Genomic DNA, 20,375 nt, shown 5'->3' with positions numbered 1-20,375 from the left:
CGGAAGCAGCCATTCTCGGCTCGGCCTGACCCGAATCTCAACATACCCTTGCGCTTGTTGGTGGCGCTCACCCGCCGGTGACGATGGTCAGCACCTTGAACGGCGTGGTGATGACGACCTCGGCGACCGAACCGACGGCCTTGCCGAGGCCCTGGCCGAGATTGTTGAGCTGTGCCGGATCGGGTTCGTCCGAGGCCAGGCCAGCCGGCGTGCGCAAGCGGTCGCCGAGCAACTGCACCAGGATCGGATTGTCGGCGAATTTCGCATGGTTGAGGCCATCGTCGCCGCCCTTGGCCTTGGTCAGGTCGACCACGGACACGCCGTAGCTGGCGAGATCGGCAGCATTGCCATAGTCGCCGACACGCGGCTTGTCGCCGGAGATGAGTGAAGACAATTTGAGCGCCCGGTCATCGCCTGACAGCAGCACGGCAAAGGGCTTGTTCGGCTTGCCGTAACGCATCATCTGCTTCTTGAACACGTCGACATCGATGTCGGGCGAAGCCAGGATGACATAGCCGAGTTTGCCGCCGAGATCGCGGTCGCCGCTGATGGCGAGCTGGCGCAGCGCCTCCATCGTCAGCCAGGTTCCCATCGAATGAGCAATGATGTCGATGCTCTTGACCCGCGTCTTGGCGAGCATCCTGAGCGTCGCCTCGAGATCGTCACGGGCGGCGTTGGCACTGTCCTTGTCGTAGATGTAGCCCGTGGTCTTGGCGCTCGACGCCCAGGAGAACAGCACGGGCGTGCCCGGATATTTCGTGTCGTGGGCGATCTGCGTCAGACGGTAGATGCCGTCGTCGAAGCCGTTGTTGAAGCCATGCACGAAAACCAGCGCGCGGTCGCCGCGCATGGCGATGTCGGCGCCGACCGCCTTGGCGAATTGCGGCGCGCCTTCGTAGTAGGTGACGTCCTTGGCGGTGAAATCCTTGGCCGGATTGCTGTTGGCGGAACCCTTGGCACGCTCGATAGCGCCGACCTGATGGCTCGTCGGAACCGTGACATCGACCCGGGCGAAGCTGGTGGTCAGCGAACGATCGCCGTCGAACACCTGCCGCGGCTCCTTCGTCGCCTTCTGGCGGGTGGTGGCGACGAATATCTCATGCGTGGCCGCGATGGCGGAAGCCGGCACCGCGACCGTCGTCTTGTTGAGCAGATCGTGCGTATTTCCAGCGCAGCCGGCGACCAGCAGCGCGAAAATTATGGCGACGACACTCTTCAAACGCACGGTCACGCGACGGCTCCCGTAGAAGGGGACGTCAAAAGCATGACGTCACCAGTCATTCCGATAGAGCCAGAGACCGGCGCGGTCCAGTTCAAAGTGGCCTGGTGCCTCAGCAATGCTGAACAGGCACGGCGAAATCCGCGGCGGCGCATCTATTGCCCGAGCTGGGTGATGCGGTCAGTCACGTCCCGGTCGCTGGCGAAGCCGTCATCCTCACGCAGCCGCTGGCCGATCATCTTCACCAGGGTCGGATTGTCGGCGAATTTCGTGTGGTTGAAGCTGTCGCTGCCTTTGACCTTGGAGAGATCGACCACCGTCACGCCATAGGAGGCAAGGTCGGCGGCATCCTTGTAGTCGCCGACGCGTGGCCGCGAACCGGCGATCAGGCCGGAAAGCCTCAGCGCGCGGTCGTCGTCGGACAACAGCAGGATGAACGGCTTGTCGGGCTTGCCGTAGCGCCGCATCTGGCTCTTGAACACGTCGACATCGATGTCGGGCGATGCCAGCACCACGTCGCCCAGCTTGCCGCCAAGATCACGGTCGCCGCTAATGGCCATCTGGCGCAGCGTTTCCATGGTCACCCAGGTTCCCATCGAATGCGCGACAATGTCGATGCGCCGCGCGCCGGACTGCTGCAGCATGCGCAAGGTCACTTCAAGCTGGTCACGGGCGGCGCTGGCACTTTCCTTGTCGTAGACATAGTCGGTGGTCCTGGCGCCCGAGGCCCAGGAAAACAGCACAGGCGTGCCCGGGTAGCCGGAATCGTGGACGATCTGGGTCAAGCGGTAGACGGCGTCGTCGAAGCCGGTGTTGTAGCCATGCACGAAGACCATGACACGGCCGCCGCGCGCCGCGATATCGGCGTTGAGCGCGCTGGAGAATTTTGGCTGCGTGTCGTAGCCGACAACCTCGGAAGCCATGAAATATTTGGCCGGATCATCCGACTTGCCGCGCGAACGCCGTTCGATCTGGCCAGTCTGATGGATGCCAGGCACGGTGACGTTGACGCGGGCGTAGTTCAGCGTGGCCGAGCGCTCGCCGTCGAAAACCTTGTTGGGATCGTCGGATTTCTTGCGCGTCGTGGCGATGAAGATCGAGTGGTTGCCGGCGATTTCCGTCACCGGCGTGGACATGACTGCGCTGCCAAGCAATTCCTGGGTTTGCGGGCCGGCGCAGCCGGCAACGAGCAAGGCGAGAGCAACAGTAAGAATCTTCTTCAAAGGCACGTCTGAAATTTCCACTCCGGCCGAAAGGCCTATCCACCCCCGCGACACCTCCCGGACAGGGAGAGTGCGGCAGAACTAAGTCGTGTCCAGCCGAAATGTGGTCAGCGGCTGGCTACAGCCATCGCACTGTTGCGCGAAAGCCAAAATGGCGGAAGAAACGCCGGAATGTTGGAGAATGGCAGCACCTCCGGCTTGAGGCGGATGCCGAGCGCATCCGCCATGAAGGCGCGGCGCGCTTCGATGCGGCTCCAGGCTTCGGGATAGCGCGCTGCGATCTCCTCGCGCAGTGCTTCGTCGGCGAGCGCGATGCCATCCTCGATATTGGTGGTGAAATAGTCGCTGCCGGTTGCCGGGATGATATCGACCTGGAGCGCCATGCCCGATCGCAATTTGATGTCGGAGCCGGAAAACACCGGCGAATGCATCCACTCGTCGATATGGACGAGATGGCCGGGATTGAGGGAGACGCCGAAGAACGGATCGCCGATGCGGTCATGCACCGCCTTCCACAAAGCGCCGCCCGTCGTGCCGATGCCGATCGCTTCGTACCAATCGACGACGGCCGCGAAATACGGTGCGACCAGCTTTTCGACGTAGTCGCGGATAGCAGGAGGCAACTCTGAGGCATCCTCGGCGAGGAAGCCGGCACGGGCATTGAGCGCGCCCTGGATGCCATAGGCCATGGTGATCGGGTCGCCGCGCCGGATGATGTCGAGGCGAGGGCTGGGCAAACCATAGGCGGCGCGCTTTCCCGCCGACAGCATCGGGTGACAACAATGCGGCAGGCCGTTCATGCCCATCAACCGCGCCGCCTGCAGTTCGGTCATGCCGGGCTCGATGCCTTGCAGGACATTGCGCAGCCCTTGCGAGGTGAAGGTCGCGGCAAACTCAAAGGCGGCCAGTTGGTCGGCCTCGTTGATCGCGCGCAGGCCGTCGGTGGGGTTCATCAAAAGATTGGCGGCATTCACAGCCGCGCCCTTGTCGCCAACAAGCGTGCGCAGCGTATCGGCAATGAAGGACGGCAGGTCGAGCGTCGTCTCATCGAACCCGGCGTCGCCGGCGCCAAAAGGCTTCCCGCCGATGGCGCCGATCGTCTGGCCGGGCTTCAGGCCGCAGCCGGCAAGGATGTCGGGCAGCGCGTCCGAGCGGTCGCGTGGCTGCGCCGGCAGCGAGAAGGTCTGGTAGAGCACGCGCTCATAGGGCCCGTCGCAGATTTCGGCATAGCCCCAGCCCTCATTGCCGACGAGAAGTCTTGGCTGCCTGCCAGGAACGACGACCAGCAATGTCTCCTCGAAGCGCGGATCGTAGCCTGAGATATAGGCGACATTGGCCGCGTGTTCGCGGTCGCCATAGATGGCGAAGGCATCGAAGCCGGCCTTGGCGCCGCGCGCGATCAGCGCTTCGATGCGCGCTTCATAGGTATTTCGGGCAACCAGCGGCATCACCGTCGGTTCGCCGAATTCCGGCAGCGACATGGATTTCAGGCCAACCGATGCGACAGGCATGAACAAACGCTCCCAAGTGCTTGCAAGGATTCTGCGAATGCCCTTTGCGGGAAGAGCATGGAGGGCCGGACAATGGCGTTGCGGGGCCGGATATGCAATAGGCAGGATCGGCTGTGCGAACTCAGGATGCAACAGACAGACACTGTGCGGCCAGGTCTGATGACAGGGGTGCGGCACAAGGTGACTTTCCGATGACCAATTTTTCCTCTCGCGTCGCCGTTGCCGCCGCGGCGATCCGCCAGATCTTTCCGGAAACGCCGCTGCAGGAAAACGACTATCTGTCGAAAAAGACCGGCGCCCGGGTGCTGCTGAAGCGCGAGGACCTGTCGCCGGTGCGCTCCTACAAGATCCGCGGCGCCTTCAACTTCTTCCGCAAGGCGCTTGCTGCCGGCAATCAGGCCGAACTCTTCGTCTGCGCCTCGGCCGGCAACCATGCACAGGGTTTCGCCTTCGTCTGTCGCCATTTCGGCAGACGAGGCGTGGTGTTCATGCCGGTGACGACGCCGCAGCAGAAGATCGACAAGACCAGGCTGTTCGGTGGCGAATTCGTCGAGATCAGGCTGGTCGGCGACTTTTTCGACGACTGTTACCGCGCCGCCTTCGAATTCACCGAAAGCTCCGGCGCCCACATGGTGCCGCCCTTCGACCACAAAGACATCATCGAGGGGCAGGCGACGGTCGCCTACGAGATCGCGGACCAGATGCCGGGCGCGCGCATGCCCGACATCATCATGCTGCCGGTCGGCGGCGGCGGGCTCGCCGCCGGCGTGACGCACTATTTCGCCGATCAGGGCCGCGACGCGCGTTTCGTCTTCTGCGAGCCGGCCGGCGCGCCGAGCCTGCATGACAGCCTTGCGGCTGGAAAACGGCTCAAGCTCGCCAAGGTCGACAATTTCGTCGACGGCGCGGCGGTCGCCGAGATCGGCCGCGAACCCTTGCGATACCTCAAGGAGTTTGCCGCCGACACAGTGCGGCTGATCCCGGAAAACCGGCTCTGTGCGACCATGATCGAGATGCTCAACGTCGAGGGCGTCGTGCTGGAGCCGGCCGGCGCGTTGGCGATCGATGCGCTGAAGGATTTTTCGCGGAAGGAGATCCGCGGCAAGACCATTGTCGCCGTGGTTTCAGGCGGCAATTTCGATTTCGAGCGGCTACCGGATGTCAAGGAACGGGCGCTGCGCTACGAGGGCCTGAAGAAATACTTCATCATCCGCTTCCCGCAGCGGCCGGGCGCGCTGCGCGACTTCCTCGAAATGCTGGGGCCGGACGACGACATTGCGCGCTTCGAGTATCTGAAGAAGTCGGCGCGCAATTTCGGCTCGGTTCTGATCGGCATCGAAACCAAGGACCGTCGCAATTTCGACCTGTTGAAGGCAAACTTCGAGGCCGAGGGCGTCCAGTATCAGGACATCACCGACAACGAGACATTGGCGGGGTTCATCATATGAGCGGAAAGGTCTTCGTCGCCCTGTTTTCCGGCATCAATGTCGGCGGCAACCGCATCGTCAAGATGGCGGAGTTGCGCTCGTTCTTCGAGGGGCTCGGCTTTTCCGATGTCGCCACCTATGTGCAGAGCGGCAATGTCGTGTTCCGGGCCGGCAAGGGCGACGCGGCCGCGCTGACCAAACAGGTCGAAGCGGCCTTCGAGAAGAAATGGGGTTTTCATTCGCGCATCATGGTGCGCGATCTCTCCTGGTTCGAACGGCTGGTGAGCGAAAATCCCTATCCGGAAGCGGCCGCTGACCACACCAAGCTCCATGCCTATGCGCTGGAGCGTGAGCCGACCACCGATGAGGTGGCACGGCTGGCTGAAAAGTGCACCGGCCCCGAGCGCTTCGAAGTCAAGGGAGACGTGCTCTACCTCAGCGCGCCGGACGGGCTCGGCAAATCGGTGTTTGCCAACCTCATTCCGCGCGTTCTGAAGGTGCCTGGCACCGCGCGCAACTGGCGCTCGGTGCTGGCGCTGCTGGAGATGGCCGGTCAGGCCGGTAAGAATTAGGCCGATTACGCCGTCGGAGCGGGCTTCCAGTCGAAGGTCAGTTCCTCTCGGAAGGCAAAGCGCTTGATGTGATCGGCGACGACGCTTTCCAGGCGCTCGATCGACCCGGCTTCTTCGGTTGATACCACAATGTGCAACGCGGTCGCGTCGGCATCCATAACGGTGCGGCCGAGCGACAGATCGATCGTGCCATGGGTGGGATCGAATTCGACAGGAAATTTGTGCGCCCAGTGCTTGCACAACTGCTGCAAATAGCGGCGGGCATGTTCGGTGGCGACATCGGCACGGCTGGTCGGCATGAGTGGATTCTCCAGAAGGGCAGGCGCCCATTGTTCGACATGGCGCCAGACTTGCCAGGCTGGCGCCATGTTCGGGTAGATAGGTGCCTTCGTGGGAAACGGCAAAGGCGGCCGAGCAAATCCCGCCCGGTGTCAGGTCGACGCCTACCAGCTTCCCGTGTTCGCCATCGAAGCCCAAGGTTCGGCCTTGGCTTTCGACGGGCCTTTCTGCAGAAGCTCGATGGAGATGCCGTCCGGCGACCTGATGAAGGCCATGTTGCCGTCGCGCGGCGGCCGGTTGATGGTGACGCCGTTGTCCATCAGATGCTGGCAGGTGGCGTAGATGTCGTCGACCTCATAGGCGAGGTGGCCGAAATTGCGCCCGCCCTTGTAGTCTTCCGGATCCCAGTTGTAGGTGAGTTCGACCAGCGGCGCCTTGTCGTTGATGCCGCTCTGTTCGTCTTCGGAGGCGGCGAGGAAGATCAGCGTGAAGCGGCCCTGCTCGTTTTCGTAGCGGCGGACCTCCTTCAGCCCGAGCTTGTTGCAGTAGAAATCGAGCGAGGCATCGACATCGGCGACGCGGACCATGGTGTGCAGATAGCGCATGTGTTTTCCTCGATTTGTTGGGTTGCGGCGCAACATAGGGTCGGCCCGGTCAAAGGGCAATCTCCGGCGGTCGGCGATGCCGGCAAAGAACAAATCCGGTATTCCCGCAATGAACCGTGAAAAAAGGCAGGGAAGGTCTTGCACACACCGGAAGCCGCAGTGTTAATCTGGTGTCAAGAATCAGTTGCGGTGTTCTTGAAAAAAGGGGGCATTCTTATGGGGGAAAAGGCCTCTTTGACGGGGCGGGCCGAAACCCTTGGCGACGCCTTGACGCGCGACGAAGGCGGCGATGCCGCCGACCTGACCGAAATTGCCGGCGCCATCAAGTGGTTCGATGTGGCCAAGGGCTACGGGTTCATCCTTCCCGATGACGGTGTTTCGGGCGATATCCTCCTCCATGTGACATGTCTTCGGCGGGACGGCTTCCAGACAGCCTTGGAAGGCGCGCGCGTGGTCTGTCTTGTCAAGCAGGGCGATCGGGGACTGCAGGCCTTCCGCGTGCTTTCCATGGATGTCACCACCGCCGTCCATCCCGCGGAAATGCAGGAACAGCGCACCCATGTCGCGGTGACGCCGGAGAGCGGGCTCGAACGGGCTTTGGTCAAGTGGTTCAACCGCACCAAGGGCTTCGGCTTCCTGACGCGCGGCGAGGGCACCGAGGACATTTTCGTCCATATGGAGACCTTGCGCCGCTACGGCATCACCGAGCTTCGGCCGGGACAGGTCGTGCTTGTCCGTTTCGGGCGCGGCGACAAAGGCCTTATGGCCGCCGAAATTCACCCCGATATGGGCACCTTGCCGGTTTCGCACTAGAACCTGAACCATCCCGATACATCGAGCTGGTTCAGCTTCTACCTCCTCTTTGTTTGACCATGATCTTGTCCGAAAACCGGTTCCACTTTTCGGGATCATGGTCTAGGACGATTTCCGGTCGAGGACTTTGCATGGCTCACAGGAACTGGCTGACGGCGGGCGTGCTTTGCGCCATTGCTGCCGTGATCGTGGCCGCAGGCGCTTTCTTCTATTCGGAACGGCCGACCTCGGCCGACAGCCGGGCGATGATCCTTCCGGTCGATCCGACGCCGCTGGTCGTGGTGACGAAAGACGGGAAGCGCTCCTTTTCGATCGAAATCGCCGACACCGATGCAGAGCGCGAGGCCGGGTTGATGTACCGCCAGGACATGGCGGACGACCACGGCATGCTTTTCGTCTTCGAGATACCGCAGCAGGTCAGTTTCTGGATGCAGAACACGCCGATGCCGCTTGACCTGATCTTTGTCGGCCAGGATGGCAAGATCCGCGCCATCAAGCACGGCGAACCGCAATCCCAGGCTATCATTTCGCCAGGCGTACCGGTGCGCTTCGTGCTCGAACTCAAGGCTGGCACCGCCGCCAGGAACGGCATCGAGTATGATGATCTTTTGCGCCATCCGGCGGTCGGCACCGTATCTGGCCCCGGTGTGCCGCCGGCTGACAAGGGCGATTCTCCGAACGTCGATTCCAACTGAGCGCCGGGGATCGCCTTCCGATGCAGTTTTTTTCCCATGACGGGTTCGATCTTGCCTTCCTTGACCGCCAGCCGGCGTCGGGCGAGGGCGATCCTGTGCTCATGATCCACGGCTTCGCCTCGAGCCACTATGTCAACTGGGTGTCGCCCGGCTGGTTCAAGACGCTCAACGATGCCGGGTATCGCGCCATCGCCTTCGACAATCGCGGCCATGGCTCGTCATCGAAGAGCTATGACGAGGCCGACTATACACCGGCGAAAATGGCATCCGATGCCGCCGCCCTGCTCGACCATCTCGGCATCGAACGGGCTCATGTCATGGGCTATTCGATGGGGGCGCGCATCGCGGCGTTCCTGGCGCTGTCCGATCCGGACAAGGTGGCGACGCTGGTCTTTGGCGGCCTCGGCATCGGCATGATCGACGGTGTCGGCGACTGGGATCCGATTGCCGCGGCCCTGCTTGCCGACGATCCGGCTGCCACCACCCATCCGCGCGGCCGCTCTTTCCGCGCCTTCGCCGACCAGACCCGCAGCGATCGCCGGGCGCTCGCCGCCTGCATCGCCAAGTCGCGGGAGTTGCTTGATGAGGACGATATTGCCCGCATCGCCCAGCCGACGCTGGTCGCGGTCGGCACGACGGACGACATTGGCGGCTCACCGGACGAGCTCGCCGCCTTGATGCCGAACGCCAGGGCTTTCCACATCGAGGGCAGGGACCATATGCTGGCGGTCGGGGACAAGACCTTCAAGCAACGCGTGCTGGAGTTTTATGCTGAATATCCGCTTTGAGCGGTTGGCCGGGGGGCAACAGTGGCACAATGGGGTAGAAGCACGGCCGCCATGCCTGGCGCCGTCGCCCGCAAAACGTTCGGCAAACGTTCGGTCATCCTGGCGTTGTCGGCGTTCGCGGCAGGGACACTTCCGATAACCATCTTGGTGGCGATGCCGAGCGACACGTCGCAGCTCGTCCAGAACATCGCCACGGGCCTCTTCATGGCGGTGTTCCTGCTGGCCGCTCCGCTGGCGCATATCACCGGCGTGGTCTTTGGCATCATGGCACTGGCGTGTTCGGACGACAGTCGCTCGCTTGGCCTTCTGGGGATCATCCTCAACGGCCTGTCGGTGATGGCAGGGCTTGGTGTTCTCGCGGCAATGGCATCGACAATAGGCGCCTTTACTTGATCTTGCGCCCTCTCGCGGCTTGAACCGACTTCGCCAGCACGCACAGCAATTCGAACATCATCGTCGCGCCTGCCAGCGCCGTCATGCCGGCAAGATCGAATGGCGGCGCCACTTCCACGACATCTGCGCCGACAATGTTCAATCCGTCGAGCAGTCGGACCATCTCCTGCGCCTCACGGGTGGTGAAGCCGCCAAGCTCGGGCGTTCCTGTTCCCGGCGCCATCGACGGGTCGATGCAGTCGATGTCGAAGGTCACATAGGTCGGGCCGGTTCCGGCGATGGCGCGCGCTTCTTCCATGACGCTGGCAGCACCCCGCCTGACGAACTCCTCCATGTAGATGATGCGAATACCCCTGGGCGACCGCCCAGTCATGCTCGCCAGGCTCGTAGATCGAGCCGCGAATGCCGATCTGCACGACACGCCTGGGATCGAGCAGGCCCTCTTCGATGGCGCGGCGGAAGGGCGTGCCGTGCGTGTAGGGATTGTCGCCGAAATAACGGTCATTGGTGTCGGAATGTGCATCGAAATGGATCATGCCGACCGGCCGATCCTTGGCGACGGCGCGCAGCACCGGCAGCGTCGTCAGATGATCGCCGCCGGCGGACAGCGGAATGGCGCCTGCCGCCACGATCGCAGAGATGCCGTCCTCGATGCGCTTCAACCCGTCCATGAGGTTGATCGGATTGACCGAGAGATCGCCGACATCGGCGACGTTGGCGATGCTGAACGGTTCGATGCCCGAGACGTGGTGGGCGCGCCGCATCAGGCTCGACTGGTTGCGGATCTCGCGCGGGCCGTGCCGCGCGCCGGCGCGGTTGGTCGTGCCGCCGTCCCACGGTATGCCGACCATCGCGATGTCGAGCCCCTCGGCGCTCGCCACCGCCGGCAGCCGCATGAAGGTCGAGAGCCCGGCAAAACGGGGAACGGCCGACGCGTCGACCGGCTGGAAGAAATTGCTGCTCATAATATCGGCACCTCAGAAGAATTCACGTTTGACGATTTCGGCGATCCGCGTCTCGCAGTCGTCGACCTTTTGGGCCACATGCAAGTGTGCCAGGTGATCTCAGGCGAAAAATCACGAGGGTTTTTGCAGGGTCTCCAGTGAGCGCGCCATGTTCAGCCTGGCCTGAGGCTCGAAGCGCTGGCGAAAATCCTCGGTGTGGAAGATGTGCGGGCGGGCCAGGAAATCCTTCAGCACGGCACCTCGTCCGGCACGCCACATCGGCTCCTCCACCCAGCCATATTCGCGGCGGACCGCGCGTTCATAGGCGTCGAACGCACCCGGCGCGGCACCCAGGATCGACAGATCCATGTCGAGGAAGAGGCCGGCGTCGCGTGTGGCGGTCGCGTCATCAAATCGGGGCAGCTGGTGGGTGGCGGTGGCGAGGATCATCGCACTGATGCGGCCCAGGCGCCCGGCATCGGTGCGGCCCGCGAGCTTTTTCTCGGCAAGGGCGGCACTTCTGGCCTCATTGTCCTTGGCCTTGCTGTCGTAGATGGCGTCGTGGAACCAGATCGCCGCTTCGACGGCTTCGGGGTCGCCGAGCAGCCCTCGATAGTCGCCGGCCAGCGCCAGCATCGCCTCGATATGGGTGAGGTTGTGGTAGTGACGATCCTCGGCCCTGTAGAGCGCCGAAAGCTCGGTTTTCAGGGCCGTGTCGATCAAGGGCAGGTCTTTCATCTTTATCATCCGTCCAGTTAATCGATCTCAGCCCCTCTGAGTCAAAAAGCCAATCACTTCGAACCTTGCATGGGCCGAGGCTCTGAGGAATGTTGCCAGTCGAGAAATATCCAACCCAGGGAGGCTGACATGACCAATACCCCCAGCAGCGAGACTCCGAGACCGGGGACGATCGACATGAAGCTGGAGGCCGTCATCATTGCCGTCGCGGATGCCGACCGGTCCAAGCGTTTTTATGGCGGCCTGGGTTGGCGGCTCGACGCCGACTTCGCCGCCGGCGATGCGTTTCGGGTCGTGCAGTTCACACCACCTGGTTCGCCGTGCTCGATCCATTTCGGCAAGGGTCTGACATCAGCCGCGCCAGGCTCGGCAAAGGGGCTTTATCTCGTGGTGTCCGATATCGAGGCGGCGCATGCCGAACTCGTGGCGCGGGGCGTCGAGGCAAGCGAGGTGTTCCACCGCGCGGGGCCCGGGCAGCCGCCGATCAGCGGCCGGCATCCGGAAGGGCGCAGTTATTCCTCCTATGCCACGTTCAGCGATCCGGACGGCAACAGCTTCATACTGCAGGAAATCACCCAGCGATTGCCTGGACGCGTGGATGCCAGCGACACGATATTCACGTCGTCGGGCGAGTTTGCCGCGGCGCTGCGGCGTGCGGCGGCAGCACATGGCGAACACGAGAAACGGACTGGCGGACAGCACGATGTGAATTGGCCCGACTGGTATGCCGAATACATGGTGGCGGAACAGGCCGGCACGCAGCTGCCGACTTGAACGGCGGCCATCACAGCGCTGTGCCGTCGGCGCCGCGCTGACCTTGAGCCCGCCACCGGATCGTTCTACACCTTCCCGGCAGCCAGGCGAGGAAGGCCGCTTCCGGCGGCTCGGCGATCAAGGGTTCGTTTTCCATGGCTGCTTGAATTCCCGCGAACCAAATCCATTTGACACAGCACTAAGGAAAATTGAGTTCAATCGTGCTATGATCTGGCTTATATGTGCGGCCAAACAACGGGCAAGCACAACAGGGCAAGCCAGCAGGACGCAGGACGAGACGTCGATGAACAGCATCAGCATTTCCCGCCACAGCGCGTTGCAGCCGGTCGATCCGATCTGGCGTTCGATCCGCGACGAAGCGATGGACGCGGTCAACCGCGATCCTCTGCTCGCCGCCTTCCTCTATTCGACGATCCTCAACCAGGAGAGCCTGGAAGAGGCCGTCATCCACCGGATCGCCGAGCGGCTTGCCCATCAGGATATCGGCTCCGATCTCATCCGCCAGACTTTCAAATCGATGCTGGCCGACGACAAGGACTGGCCGACGACCGTGCGCGTCGACATCCAGGCTTATTACGACCGCGACCCGGCCTGCGACCGCTTCATCATGCCGGTGCTCTATTTCAAGGGCTTTCACGCCATCCAGACCCATCGGCTGGCGCATTGGCTGTGGACCCAGGGCCGCAAGGACTTCGCGCTCTACCTGCAGAGCCGCTCGTCCTCGGTCTTCCAGACCGACATCAATCCGGCCGCCCGCATCGGCAAGGGCATCTTCATCGATCACGCCACCGGCCTCGTCGTCGGCGAGACCGCGGTCATCGAGGACGATGTATCGATCCTGCACGGCGTGACGCTGGGCGGCACCGGCAAGGCCGGTGGAGACCGCCACCCCAAGATCCGCCGTGGCGTGCTGATCGGCGCCGGCGCCAAGATTCTCGGCAACATCGAAGTCGGTCATTGCTCCAAGATTGCGGCGGGCTCCGTGGTGCTGTCGCCCGTGCCGCACAACAAGACCGTTGCCGGCGTGCCGGCCCGCGTCGTCGGCGAGACCGGTTGCGACCAGCCTTCCCGCCAGATGGACCAGCTTCTGCCATCGCAGTCGATGGACCAGGTGGTCAGCTTCGATATCTGATTTACGCGCCGGCGCGCTGTCCGGCGTCATTGCGATTTTGCCCGGCGGCGCTGTCGCTCCGGTGCAATACGGCTGGCTTGCCTTTACATCGCCATTGTCGACGTGCCAGAAGCGCCCTTCAAACCAGCAAGCCCGATGATCGGAGAAGACTGTTGAAGCCGGACGAAATCAGAAAGCTGGACGCCTATTTCAAGCGCGTCTTCCAGAACCCCAAGCTTGAGGTCAAGGCACGGCCGCGCAAGGAAGATTCGGCCGAGGTCTATGTCGGCGACGAGTTCCTCGGCATCGTCTTCAAGGATGAGGACGACGGCGACTACAATTTCTCGATGGCGATCCTCGACATCGATCTGGCCTGAGCCCAAGATCCGATGGCAGGCCGCGTCGAGCGCGGCCGGCCTCGGCATCTGTCAGTCAATGTCCGGGCTTCAGGATTCGTCCGGCCTCTGCCGTCATCGCCGCGTCGAGTGCCTGCCAGTCGCCAAGGAATTCCTTGGGGAAACGATAGGTGAGGCTGAGATCGTCACCGACATGGATATCTCGCTCGCAGGGCGCCAGCGATTGACCGGCACTCGGCCCGCTCAGGCAGCGGGCCACGAAAGGGTCCTTGCCCCCGCGTGTGCCGACCACCAGCACCTCGTTCAGATAGCCTGATTTCTCATTGAAACCGTAGACCGTCGTGCCGCCCGGTCCCGGAATACCGGGCTGGACGATCAGCGCGCTGTAGATCGGCGCGAACCGGCCACTCATGTCGCGCGACATCATCTGCTGTTCGAAGGACAGGAAGATGATGCTCCTGTTGGCTTCCGAGTGATTGAAATCGTCGCGGGCCGCCTCGCTGTAGCCGTCCATCTGGGGATAACGCAGATAAAGGTCGAGACGTGAGGCAACGCCGTCGCGCCGGGCCTGGTCGAAGCGGATGAAATTGGCCGGCACGGAAATCACATTGTTGCCGATCACCACCCGGCGCACCGTCGTGTCGTCGGTATATCCGGCCATGGCGATCGAATGGCCGAACCATTTGCCGCCAAGGCTGATCGCTACGGACAGCAAGGCAAGTGCGGCGAAGGCATAGAACACCCGCCGCATCAGCGTGGAATCGACCACGGTGAATTCAGGGCCGTCGGCGATCGCTGCCTGCTTCATCTCGGTCCTCATCCCAACCGCCCGTCCGCCATTCCCGGTGTCCCTCGGCGGCACACATCGCGCGGCACGGCTCTTGCAGCCTTCCTGAAACGACTGTGCGATTTCATGGTAAATGGAAGGTTAAGATGGCTGAGGTGGAACTCTTCCTGTTCGCTTTTCTCGTTGGGCTGACGGTCTGCGGGCTGACGGGCTCAACGATGGAACTGGTGTCGGGCCGCAAGGTCGCCTTCACCGAGCCCTATGTGTCGCCCTCACATGTGCTGCGCTCGCTGATGGCTACCGCTGGCGCTGGGCCTTTCATGCTGGTCAACGATGCCCTCGATGCCCGGCGCGCGAACCGCATTTCGACAATCGCGCTCCTGTCATGCGGCTGCACGGCGATTGCCTGGTCCCTGGCGCTGGGCATCGTCGTGCTTGCCATTGCCTCATGGACGATCCGTCTCCTAGGGTCCGGCATCTGAGACGATTCGGAGACCGACAATGCCGCTTTTTGCGATCGACGGAACAGAGCCCAGCTTCGCCGATGCGGATACAAACTGGATCGCGCCCGATGCGACGCTGATCGGCAACGTCCAGGTCGGCCGCAATGCCGGCTTCTGGTTCGGCGTCGTCATTCGCGGCGACAACGAGCCTGTTGTCATCGGCGCCGACACCAATGTGCAGGAACACACGGTCATGCATACCGATCCCGGCTTTCCACTGACCATCGGCGAAGGCTGCACGATCGGTCACCGGGCCATGCTGCATGGCTGCACGATCGGCGACAACAGCTTGGTCGGCATGGGTGCCATCGTGCTGAACGGCGCCAGGATCGGCAAGAATTCGCTGGTCGGCGCCGGCGCGCTGGTCACCGAAGGCAAGGAATTCCCGGACAATTCGCTGATCGTCGGCTCGCCGGCCAAGGCGATCAGGGTGCTGGACGACGCCGCCGTCGCCAGGCTGCGTGGCTCGGCCGCGCACTATGTCGCCAATGGCAAACGCTTCAAGGCGGGGCTGAAGAAGGTCTAAGCCACGATCCGCCCGGCAAGTTACGGGGGACGGCTATGCCGCGTGGATCAGGCGGATTTGTTTTTCCCCTTTCTCCCTGTCAGCGGCTTGATTCGTATTCGCATCGCTCCCCCTTTGGGCGCTTCGATTTCGAATTCGGCTGTACTCCTCACCAGGTCACTCAGTTTGCCGAAACCATAGGTGCGAGGATCAAAATCGGAGAAGAGGTTCGAGAGCTGCTTTCCGAATGTGCCGAGCAGAACCCAACCATCTTCGCTGTCCATCTGGCCAATGACTTTCTTGAGTATGGGCAGCGCGGCACCGGACGATTGAAGCGGCTTCGATGCGGGCGCGGTATCCGGGATATTCGCCGGGCCACGCAGAAGGTTTTCCGTGTAGATGAACCGGCGGCAAGCCTGCCGAAAGCTCTCCGGGGTCTTCTGCTCCCCAAACCCGAACACATCGACACCCTGTTCTCGAATGCGGGCGGCGAGCCTGGTGAAGTCGCTGTCTGAAGAAACCAGACAGAAACCGTCGAAACGGCCGCTATGGAGCAGATCCATCGCGTCGATCACCAGTGTGATATCGGAAGCATTCTTCCCGGAGGTATAAGCGAACTGCTGCTGCGGAATGATTGCGTGCTTCGCCAGGATGTCTGCCCAGCCCTTGGACCGGGTGCTGGAGAAGTCACCATATATACGGCGCACGCTGGCCTCGCCGATCTTCGCGATTTCCTCGAACAGACCGTCGGCAATCTTGGCGGAGGTATTGTCGGCGTCGATGAGAACCGCAAGACGTGGTGATCGAGCTTCGGTGGGCATAAGACCTCCTGCGGCTGATATCTTCTCGATATATGGCGGCACGAATACGCACCATGCCATCGAAATTGGTCAATTTCAGCAGCTGCCGCAGAAATGGCGGAGCCGGCCCGGGGACAGGGCCGGCTCCTTTGACCCGGTCGTTGGGGACGGGGAGGGTGGGGACTCGACCGGGTTTCTCCTCAAGCGCGTCGCGTCAATGCAACGCGCTTAACCTCTGTTCCATGCATGGCGCTAAACCTTTGGGCGACATGCATTGGCGTCCTAGCGGACGCTGGCGACCGCGTCGGAGCGGCCGTCGTTGATCGTCACCCAAACGCCGGAATTCTCCGTCGACTGACGCTTGAGGTAGGTGTAGTCGGTGTCCGTCCAGGACAGCACCTTGGTTTCCAGATTGTCGAGAATGAACTCGCCAAGGCTGGTGCGCACGGTCAGCACGGCATGGCCGTCGCCATTCGGCTGGCGCGCAACCGTCATCAGCAGGTCGCCCGCCGGCACGCCGGCGTCCATCAGTTCGCGGCGCTTCTCCAGCGCATAATCCTCGCAATCGCCATAGCCATTGTCGGGATAGGCCCAGTACTCCTCGACACCGTAATTTTCCATGTCGGTGCGCGGCTTGATGCGCGTGTTGACCGAATTGTTGATGTTGACGATCGTCGCCCAGAGCTTGCGGGTCAGGTCGACCGGCTCGCCTTTGGGCGTCTTCTCATTGCATTCGCCAGGAATGCGCTGGCAGAATTCATAATGGCCAACAGGCTGCGTGGTACGTCCGCCGGTGTGCATATAGGCCGGTCCCGCGGCATATGCTGATCCCCAAGCGGAAAGCTGCATCGCCATTGCCATCAGCAACAGCTTGCCCCTCGTTTTTTTCATTTTCTAGTCTCCCCGTTCGAAGGAGACATTGCCACAGCTGGATTTATTTGACGCAAAAGCGCGAAGCAGACTTTAAGTAAAACGCCAGTAGAATAAACATAAAATTTGATTCATTTGAGTATTGAATTATTTGGATTGGCGGGGCTGGCCGGGTGAGAACGCGCTTGCGGCCGGCGCTGGCAGCAGCCTCGGGTTGCGAGAAGCGACGTCGATCGCTTCCAGTTTTTCTAGAAACAAAAAACCGGCCACGAAGGGCCGGTTCGATTGGGGCGTCCTGTCCTTTCCGGTCAGGCGCGCGGCGTGTTGAATTCGGAATCGAGCGTTTCGGGGCGCTGGATGACGGCGAATTCGATGGCGACGCCATCCTCGAAATGGCGAACGATCTGGCCGCGCATGGTGCCAAGCATGACCTGGATGCCGATCGCCGGCTTGACGTCGATCTCGACCGCCGCGCCGGACAGTGACAGATCGATGATCCGGCACTGGTACTGGCGGCCGTCGGTGAGCTGCAGCACGCTGGTCGGGTTGCGCGGGGCGACGCGCTCGTGGCGGCGGTCTTCCGGCAGGTCGAGTTCGTGCTTGTTGGCAAGCCAGGTCAACTGCGCCGCCAGCTTGTCCTTCTTGCGGTCGGACGCAATCACCGTCATGGCGAAGCCGTCCTGCAGGGTGCGGGTGACGACGCCTTCGATGCGGCCGATATGATCGATATAGGCGATGACTTTTTCGCCGGGCATGCCGATGCGGTCGGTGCGAAGAGCCACGTTGCCGGGCGACATGTCGACAACCTGGCAAGGATGCTCGGTGCGGTCTTCCAGCATGAATCGCCCGTATATCTTGACCCGGACGCGCTGAAAGTTACGCCTTTCAGCTTGGGACGGCGCGTAGTCGACCGCCGCTGACCTCATGACTGCCTACACCCCGTTTGGCATTCCCGCGCGTCGATGCGAGGGACTTCATCAGAGAAGTACAACAAAGCGGGTTAACAAAGGGGAAAAACGAGCCCGCATGACTGTGGGATCATCAACTATTCCTCGCGCCCGCCGTCGAAGACGACGAGATGGCGGATGCGGCGCGCCCGGCCAAGCGCCGAGATCGTATCGGGCGCCTCGAGTTCGGCTGGAACAAGCGAGGGAACGTCGATCGCCGGACGGTTGTTGAGGAGCTCTTTCTCCGGATCGATGACACGGATCGAATCGATCATCGCGTCCGTGATCGGATCTGCGCCCAGCCAGAACGGCTTCTCAGCGGCGCTGATCACGCCGAGACAACGCGGATTTTCGATGCCGCCGTCTAGCGGCAAGGCAAGCAATTCGAACTTGTTGGAGCGACCGTTACGACTGAAACCCTCGAAGGTGATCAGCACCACCGATTTCTGGTCGAAAACGCCATGAATCAGCCGTGAGACCAGGCGCTGATCCTTCTCGCGCCACAGCGACGGGAAGGAGAAGCCCTTGAGTTCGCGGCCATAGCAGGCGCACAGCCTGGTGCCCGCCAGGCGGAACACGGGGTGCCCGCGCGTGTCCTTTTCCAGGATGAACGTGTCGGCCAGCAGCGACTTGATATCGGCCGGCTCGACTTCCGATCGCTTCGGAGCAGGGCGTCCGTCACGCAGGCGATTCCAGTAATGGAACAGCGTGATCGATCCGTTTTGGTTCATGGTATGCTGCTCCGCGCATTCTGTCGTCTGATGTCCCATCGGTGAACAGAAGGGCGCCCTCCGATGACTTACATGCGTTGCGGAGCAGGAAGCGTGCCAGCATCGTTAACACTTGTTCACGGGTCGGGGCCGTTAAGGTTAACAACTGGTTTACGTTGCGCCCGAGCGCGCCCCGTGGCACACCAAAACCACTCCAGAAGCGGTCGTTTCGCGACGATCGGCAGCACTTCAGTCAAGAGTTTTAGGGGAGCAGGGGCTCGACCGGCCGTTCAAGGGAAACCTTGGACGGCTTCTTTTTTGATTCGCGCCCCGTGATTCGCGGTTAACGGCGGGCATGATTTTTCGCTCATCGCAGCCCCTGCGGCGGTCCGGTGATCAATGGCGCCGGGATAACCTGATCCCCGGGCCGTGGGGCAGGCAACAGCAACATTTGCCAATCACGCGCCGCTAAAGAGAAAAATCTGCGTTCCGAGCGGTTCTGTTGCCGCTGTACCCTTCGTGAATTCGCTCCTTGAGGCGCGACGGCGGCGATCCCGCGGTCCGGAGACGTGCCTTGTCAGCGTATTCTCTGGGGAAACCTTCATGAAGACTTCTATCCTTGGACTGATCACGGCCGGCCTGCTCGCCAGCGCCATTCCAGTCGGCGCCGTTCACGCTGCCGGAATCGCGGGCGCTCCCGCTCCTTTCGACAAGGGCGGCGTGAAAGTGGCGCTCGTTACCTTCATCTCGGCCGGCGATTTCTTTCAGGCCTATCAGGCCGGCGCGACGAAACAGGCGAAAGCGTTGGACATCGACCTGCAGATCTTTTCCGGCCGGCAGGATGCGGCCGCACAGCGCGACCAGATCGAGCAGGCGATCAATCTTGGTGTCCAGGCCATCATCATCGACCATGGTCAGCCTGAAGCGCTGAAGGACGTCGCGCAGAAGGCGCTCGATGCCGGCATCAAGGTCGTCGCCTTCGACGTCAATCTCGACAACCCGAAGATCCCGCAGGTCGAACAGTCCGATCACGAACTCGCCAAGGCCTCGCTCGGCCAAGCGCTCAAGGACAATGGCAGCTCGTTCCAGGCCGGTTATGTCTATGTCGCCGGCTTTGCGCCGCTCGACCGCCGCAACGAAATCTGGGACGAGACCAAGAAGGCCAATCCCGGCATCGTCGAGAAGGCGCGCTGGGGGACGGTCAACGACACGACCGCGGTATCGACGGCCGACCAGACCAAGGCGGCGTTCCAGGCCAACCCCGACATCTCGGTCGTCTTTGCTCCCTATGACGAGTTCGCGCGCGGAGTGAAGCTTGCTACCGACGAACTCGGCATCTCGAACAAGGTGAAGATCTATTCGGCCGACGTGTCCACCGCGGACATCACCGAAATCACCGCCGAAGGAAGTCCGTGGGTCGCCACCGCGGCCACCAATCCGGCCGTCGTCGGCGCGGTTTCGGTACGGGCGGCGGCCAAGCTGATCGCTGGTGAGGACCCCGGTCACAACATCGTCGTCAAGCCGGTGCTGCTGACACAGGAAGAGCTGCGCAAGAATGGCATCAAGACAGTCGAGGATCTCGACGCCAAGCTTCCAGCCTTCGGCCAGAGCGACGCGGCGGCGGCCAGCTGGATCCCCTCCAACTGATCCTTTTTCTCCTCTCCCTCGCGGCAAGCGAGGGAGAGGAGGTATCGATTGGAGGTTAGGGTTAGAGCAATTCCAGGAAAGGTGTGAAGCGGTTTTCCCGGGAAAAGCACATAGCGCTTTCCCTTGGGAATTGCGTCCAAACGAAGAGTTAGAGCGGG

Annotated in this window: 24 protein-coding genes and 1 pseudogene; 12 read left to right on the top strand and 13 right to left on the bottom strand. The window is 62.1% G+C overall.

Annotation, left to right across the window (positions count from 1 at the left end; translation table 11 throughout):
• Positions 1 to 67 precede the first annotated feature (67 nt).
• From DBIPINDM_RS37795 to DBIPINDM_RS37785, 3 genes are all read right to left on the bottom strand, one after another.
• The gene (locus tag DBIPINDM_RS37795; protein WP_258584030.1) at positions 68 to 1,231 is read right to left on the bottom strand and encodes an alpha/beta hydrolase; all 1,164 of its coding nucleotides are present in this window, start codon (positions 1,229 to 1,231) and stop codon (positions 68 to 70) included.
• Positions 1,232 to 1,374: 143 nt separating this feature from the next.
• Complete coding sequence (locus tag DBIPINDM_RS37790; RefSeq protein WP_258589437.1) at positions 1,375 to 2,481, bottom strand: alpha/beta hydrolase; 1,107 nt, start codon at positions 2,479 to 2,481, stop codon at positions 1,375 to 1,377.
• A 68-nt stretch (positions 2,482 to 2,549) separates the two neighbouring features.
• The gene (locus tag DBIPINDM_RS37785) at positions 2,550 to 3,953 is read right to left on the bottom strand and encodes a M24 family metallopeptidase (protein ID WP_258584029.1); all 1,404 of its coding nucleotides are present in this window, start codon (positions 3,951 to 3,953) and stop codon (positions 2,550 to 2,552) included.
• 191 nt (positions 3,954 to 4,144) lie between these two features.
• Between DBIPINDM_RS37785 and ilvA the strand changes: the two genes are divergently transcribed.
• Both ilvA and DBIPINDM_RS37775 read left to right on the top strand, forming a co-directional pair.
• Entirely contained in the window at positions 4,145 to 5,401 is a 1,257-nt protein-coding gene (gene ilvA, locus DBIPINDM_RS37780; RefSeq protein ID WP_258584028.1) for a threonine ammonia-lyase IlvA, read from the top strand.
• Positions 5,398 to 5,952: a DUF1697 domain-containing protein gene (locus DBIPINDM_RS37775; RefSeq protein ID WP_258584027.1), complete on the top strand. Its 555-nt coding sequence runs from the start codon at positions 5,398 to 5,400 to the stop codon at positions 5,950 to 5,952. Before ilvA ends, DBIPINDM_RS37775 begins: the two co-directional genes overlap by 4 nt.
• Before the next feature lie 5 nt (positions 5,953 to 5,957).
• On the opposite strand, the gene DBIPINDM_RS37770 is transcribed toward DBIPINDM_RS37775, so the two are convergent.
• Together DBIPINDM_RS37770 and gloA are read right to left on the bottom strand one after the other, a co-directional pair.
• The gene (locus DBIPINDM_RS37770; RefSeq protein WP_258584026.1) at positions 5,958 to 6,251 is read right to left on the bottom strand and encodes a DUF2218 domain-containing protein; all 294 of its coding nucleotides are present in this window, start codon (positions 6,249 to 6,251) and stop codon (positions 5,958 to 5,960) included.
• A 144-nt stretch (positions 6,252 to 6,395) separates the two neighbouring features.
• Positions 6,396 to 6,836 carry a lactoylglutathione lyase gene (gene gloA, locus DBIPINDM_RS37765; protein ID WP_258584025.1) on the bottom strand — a complete coding sequence of 147 codons (441 nt, stop codon included), beginning with the start codon at positions 6,834 to 6,836 and terminating at the stop codon, positions 6,396 to 6,398.
• 216 nt (positions 6,837 to 7,052) lie between these two features.
• Between gloA and DBIPINDM_RS37760 the strand changes: the two genes are divergently transcribed.
• The 4 genes from DBIPINDM_RS37760 to DBIPINDM_RS37745 all read left to right on the top strand — a co-directional run bounded on the left by DBIPINDM_RS37760 (position 7,053) and on the right by DBIPINDM_RS37745 (position 9,525).
• Entirely contained in the window at positions 7,053 to 7,649 is a 597-nt protein-coding gene (locus tag DBIPINDM_RS37760) for a cold-shock protein (RefSeq protein WP_258584024.1), read from the top strand.
• 131 nt (positions 7,650 to 7,780) lie between these two features.
• Positions 7,781 to 8,344: a DUF192 domain-containing protein gene (locus DBIPINDM_RS37755; RefSeq protein WP_258584023.1), complete on the top strand. Its 564-nt coding sequence runs from the start codon at positions 7,781 to 7,783 to the stop codon at positions 8,342 to 8,344.
• Between the two features lie 20 nt (positions 8,345 to 8,364).
• On the top strand, positions 8,365 to 9,132 hold the full coding sequence (locus DBIPINDM_RS37750; RefSeq protein ID WP_258584022.1) for an alpha/beta fold hydrolase: 768 nt from the start codon (positions 8,365 to 8,367) through the stop codon (positions 9,130 to 9,132).
• Positions 9,133 to 9,183: 51 nt separating this feature from the next.
• Positions 9,184 to 9,525, top strand: a complete 342-nt coding sequence (locus DBIPINDM_RS37745; protein ID WP_258584021.1) for a hypothetical protein — start codon at positions 9,184 to 9,186, stop codon at positions 9,523 to 9,525.
• On the opposite strand, the pseudogene speB reads toward DBIPINDM_RS37745, so the two are convergent.
• Positions 9,518 to 10,490, bottom strand: a pseudogene (gene speB, locus DBIPINDM_RS37740) (agmatinase). The gene DBIPINDM_RS37745 and the pseudogene speB sit on opposite strands and share 8 nt — an antisense overlap.
• Before the next feature lie 111 nt (positions 10,491 to 10,601).
• Entirely contained in the window at positions 10,602 to 11,207 is a 606-nt protein-coding gene (locus DBIPINDM_RS37735) for a hypothetical protein (RefSeq protein WP_258584020.1), read from the bottom strand.
• 129 nt (positions 11,208 to 11,336) lie between these two features.
• Here DBIPINDM_RS37735 and DBIPINDM_RS37730 point away from each other — a divergent pair, with 129 nt between their 5' ends.
• On the top strand, positions 11,337 to 11,981 hold the full coding sequence (locus DBIPINDM_RS37730; protein WP_258584019.1) for a VOC family protein: 645 nt from the start codon (positions 11,337 to 11,339) through the stop codon (positions 11,979 to 11,981).
• A gap of 10 nt (positions 11,982 to 11,991) precedes the next feature.
• On the opposite strand, the gene DBIPINDM_RS37725 is transcribed toward DBIPINDM_RS37730, so the two are convergent.
• Positions 11,992 to 12,117 carry a hypothetical protein gene (locus DBIPINDM_RS37725; RefSeq protein ID WP_258584017.1) on the bottom strand — a complete coding sequence of 42 codons (126 nt, stop codon included), beginning with the start codon at positions 12,115 to 12,117 and terminating at the stop codon, positions 11,992 to 11,994.
• A gap of 147 nt (positions 12,118 to 12,264) precedes the next feature.
• On the opposite strand from DBIPINDM_RS37725, the gene cysE reads away from it, so the two are divergent.
• On the top strand, positions 12,265 to 13,113 hold the full coding sequence (gene cysE / locus DBIPINDM_RS37720) for a serine O-acetyltransferase (RefSeq protein WP_258584014.1): 849 nt from the start codon (positions 12,265 to 12,267) through the stop codon (positions 13,111 to 13,113).
• A 152-nt stretch (positions 13,114 to 13,265) separates the two neighbouring features.
• Positions 13,266 to 13,469: a DUF3126 family protein gene (locus DBIPINDM_RS37715; protein ID WP_006200852.1), complete on the top strand. Its 204-nt coding sequence runs from the start codon at positions 13,266 to 13,268 to the stop codon at positions 13,467 to 13,469.
• Positions 13,470 to 13,524: 55 nt separating this feature from the next.
• Here DBIPINDM_RS37715 and DBIPINDM_RS37710 read toward each other — a convergent pair whose 3' ends face one another.
• A complete protein-coding gene (locus tag DBIPINDM_RS37710) occupies positions 13,525 to 14,256 on the bottom strand; it encodes a hypothetical protein (protein ID WP_258584012.1) in 732 nt (243 codons plus the stop codon).
• Positions 14,257 to 14,381: 125 nt separating this feature from the next.
• Here DBIPINDM_RS37710 and DBIPINDM_RS37705 point away from each other — a divergent pair, with 125 nt between their 5' ends.
• A complete protein-coding gene (locus tag DBIPINDM_RS37705; protein ID WP_258584011.1) occupies positions 14,382 to 14,717 on the top strand; it encodes a DUF6949 family protein in 336 nt (111 codons plus the stop codon).
• A 19-nt stretch (positions 14,718 to 14,736) separates the two neighbouring features.
• The gene (locus DBIPINDM_RS37700; RefSeq protein ID WP_258584010.1) at positions 14,737 to 15,264 is read left to right on the top strand and encodes a gamma carbonic anhydrase family protein; all 528 of its coding nucleotides are present in this window, start codon (positions 14,737 to 14,739) and stop codon (positions 15,262 to 15,264) included.
• 47 nt (positions 15,265 to 15,311) lie between these two features.
• Here DBIPINDM_RS37700 and DBIPINDM_RS37695 read toward each other — a convergent pair whose 3' ends face one another.
• The 4 genes from DBIPINDM_RS37695 to DBIPINDM_RS37680 form a co-directional block, all read right to left on the bottom strand.
• Positions 15,312 to 16,064, bottom strand: coding sequence for an NYN domain-containing protein (locus DBIPINDM_RS37695; RefSeq protein ID WP_258584009.1), 753 nt, complete (start codon positions 16,062 to 16,064; stop codon positions 15,312 to 15,314).
• A gap of 261 nt (positions 16,065 to 16,325) precedes the next feature.
• Positions 16,326 to 16,934, bottom strand: a complete 609-nt coding sequence (locus tag DBIPINDM_RS37690) for a transglutaminase-like cysteine peptidase (protein ID WP_258584008.1) — start codon at positions 16,932 to 16,934, stop codon at positions 16,326 to 16,328.
• Between the two features lie 287 nt (positions 16,935 to 17,221).
• Positions 17,222 to 17,839: a PilZ domain-containing protein gene (locus tag DBIPINDM_RS37685; protein ID WP_027045602.1), complete on the bottom strand. Its 618-nt coding sequence runs from the start codon at positions 17,837 to 17,839 to the stop codon at positions 17,222 to 17,224.
• A 119-nt stretch (positions 17,840 to 17,958) separates the two neighbouring features.
• Entirely contained in the window at positions 17,959 to 18,591 is a 633-nt protein-coding gene (locus DBIPINDM_RS37680; protein WP_258584005.1) for a PAS domain-containing protein, read from the bottom strand.
• A 594-nt stretch (positions 18,592 to 19,185) separates the two neighbouring features.
• On the opposite strand from DBIPINDM_RS37680, the gene DBIPINDM_RS37675 reads away from it, so the two are divergent.
• On the top strand, positions 19,186 to 20,217 hold the full coding sequence (locus DBIPINDM_RS37675; protein ID WP_416361802.1) for a substrate-binding domain-containing protein: 1,032 nt from the start codon (positions 19,186 to 19,188) through the stop codon (positions 20,215 to 20,217).
• Positions 20,218 to 20,375: the final 158 nt, after the last annotated feature.

It is taken from the genome of Mesorhizobium sp. AR02, from assembly GCF_024746835.1.
Classification (GTDB): Bacteria; Pseudomonadota; Alphaproteobacteria; order Rhizobiales; family Rhizobiaceae; genus Mesorhizobium.
The sequence above is the reverse complement of the archived record's forward strand: the minus strand, read 5'-3'. Positions and strand labels throughout refer to the sequence as shown.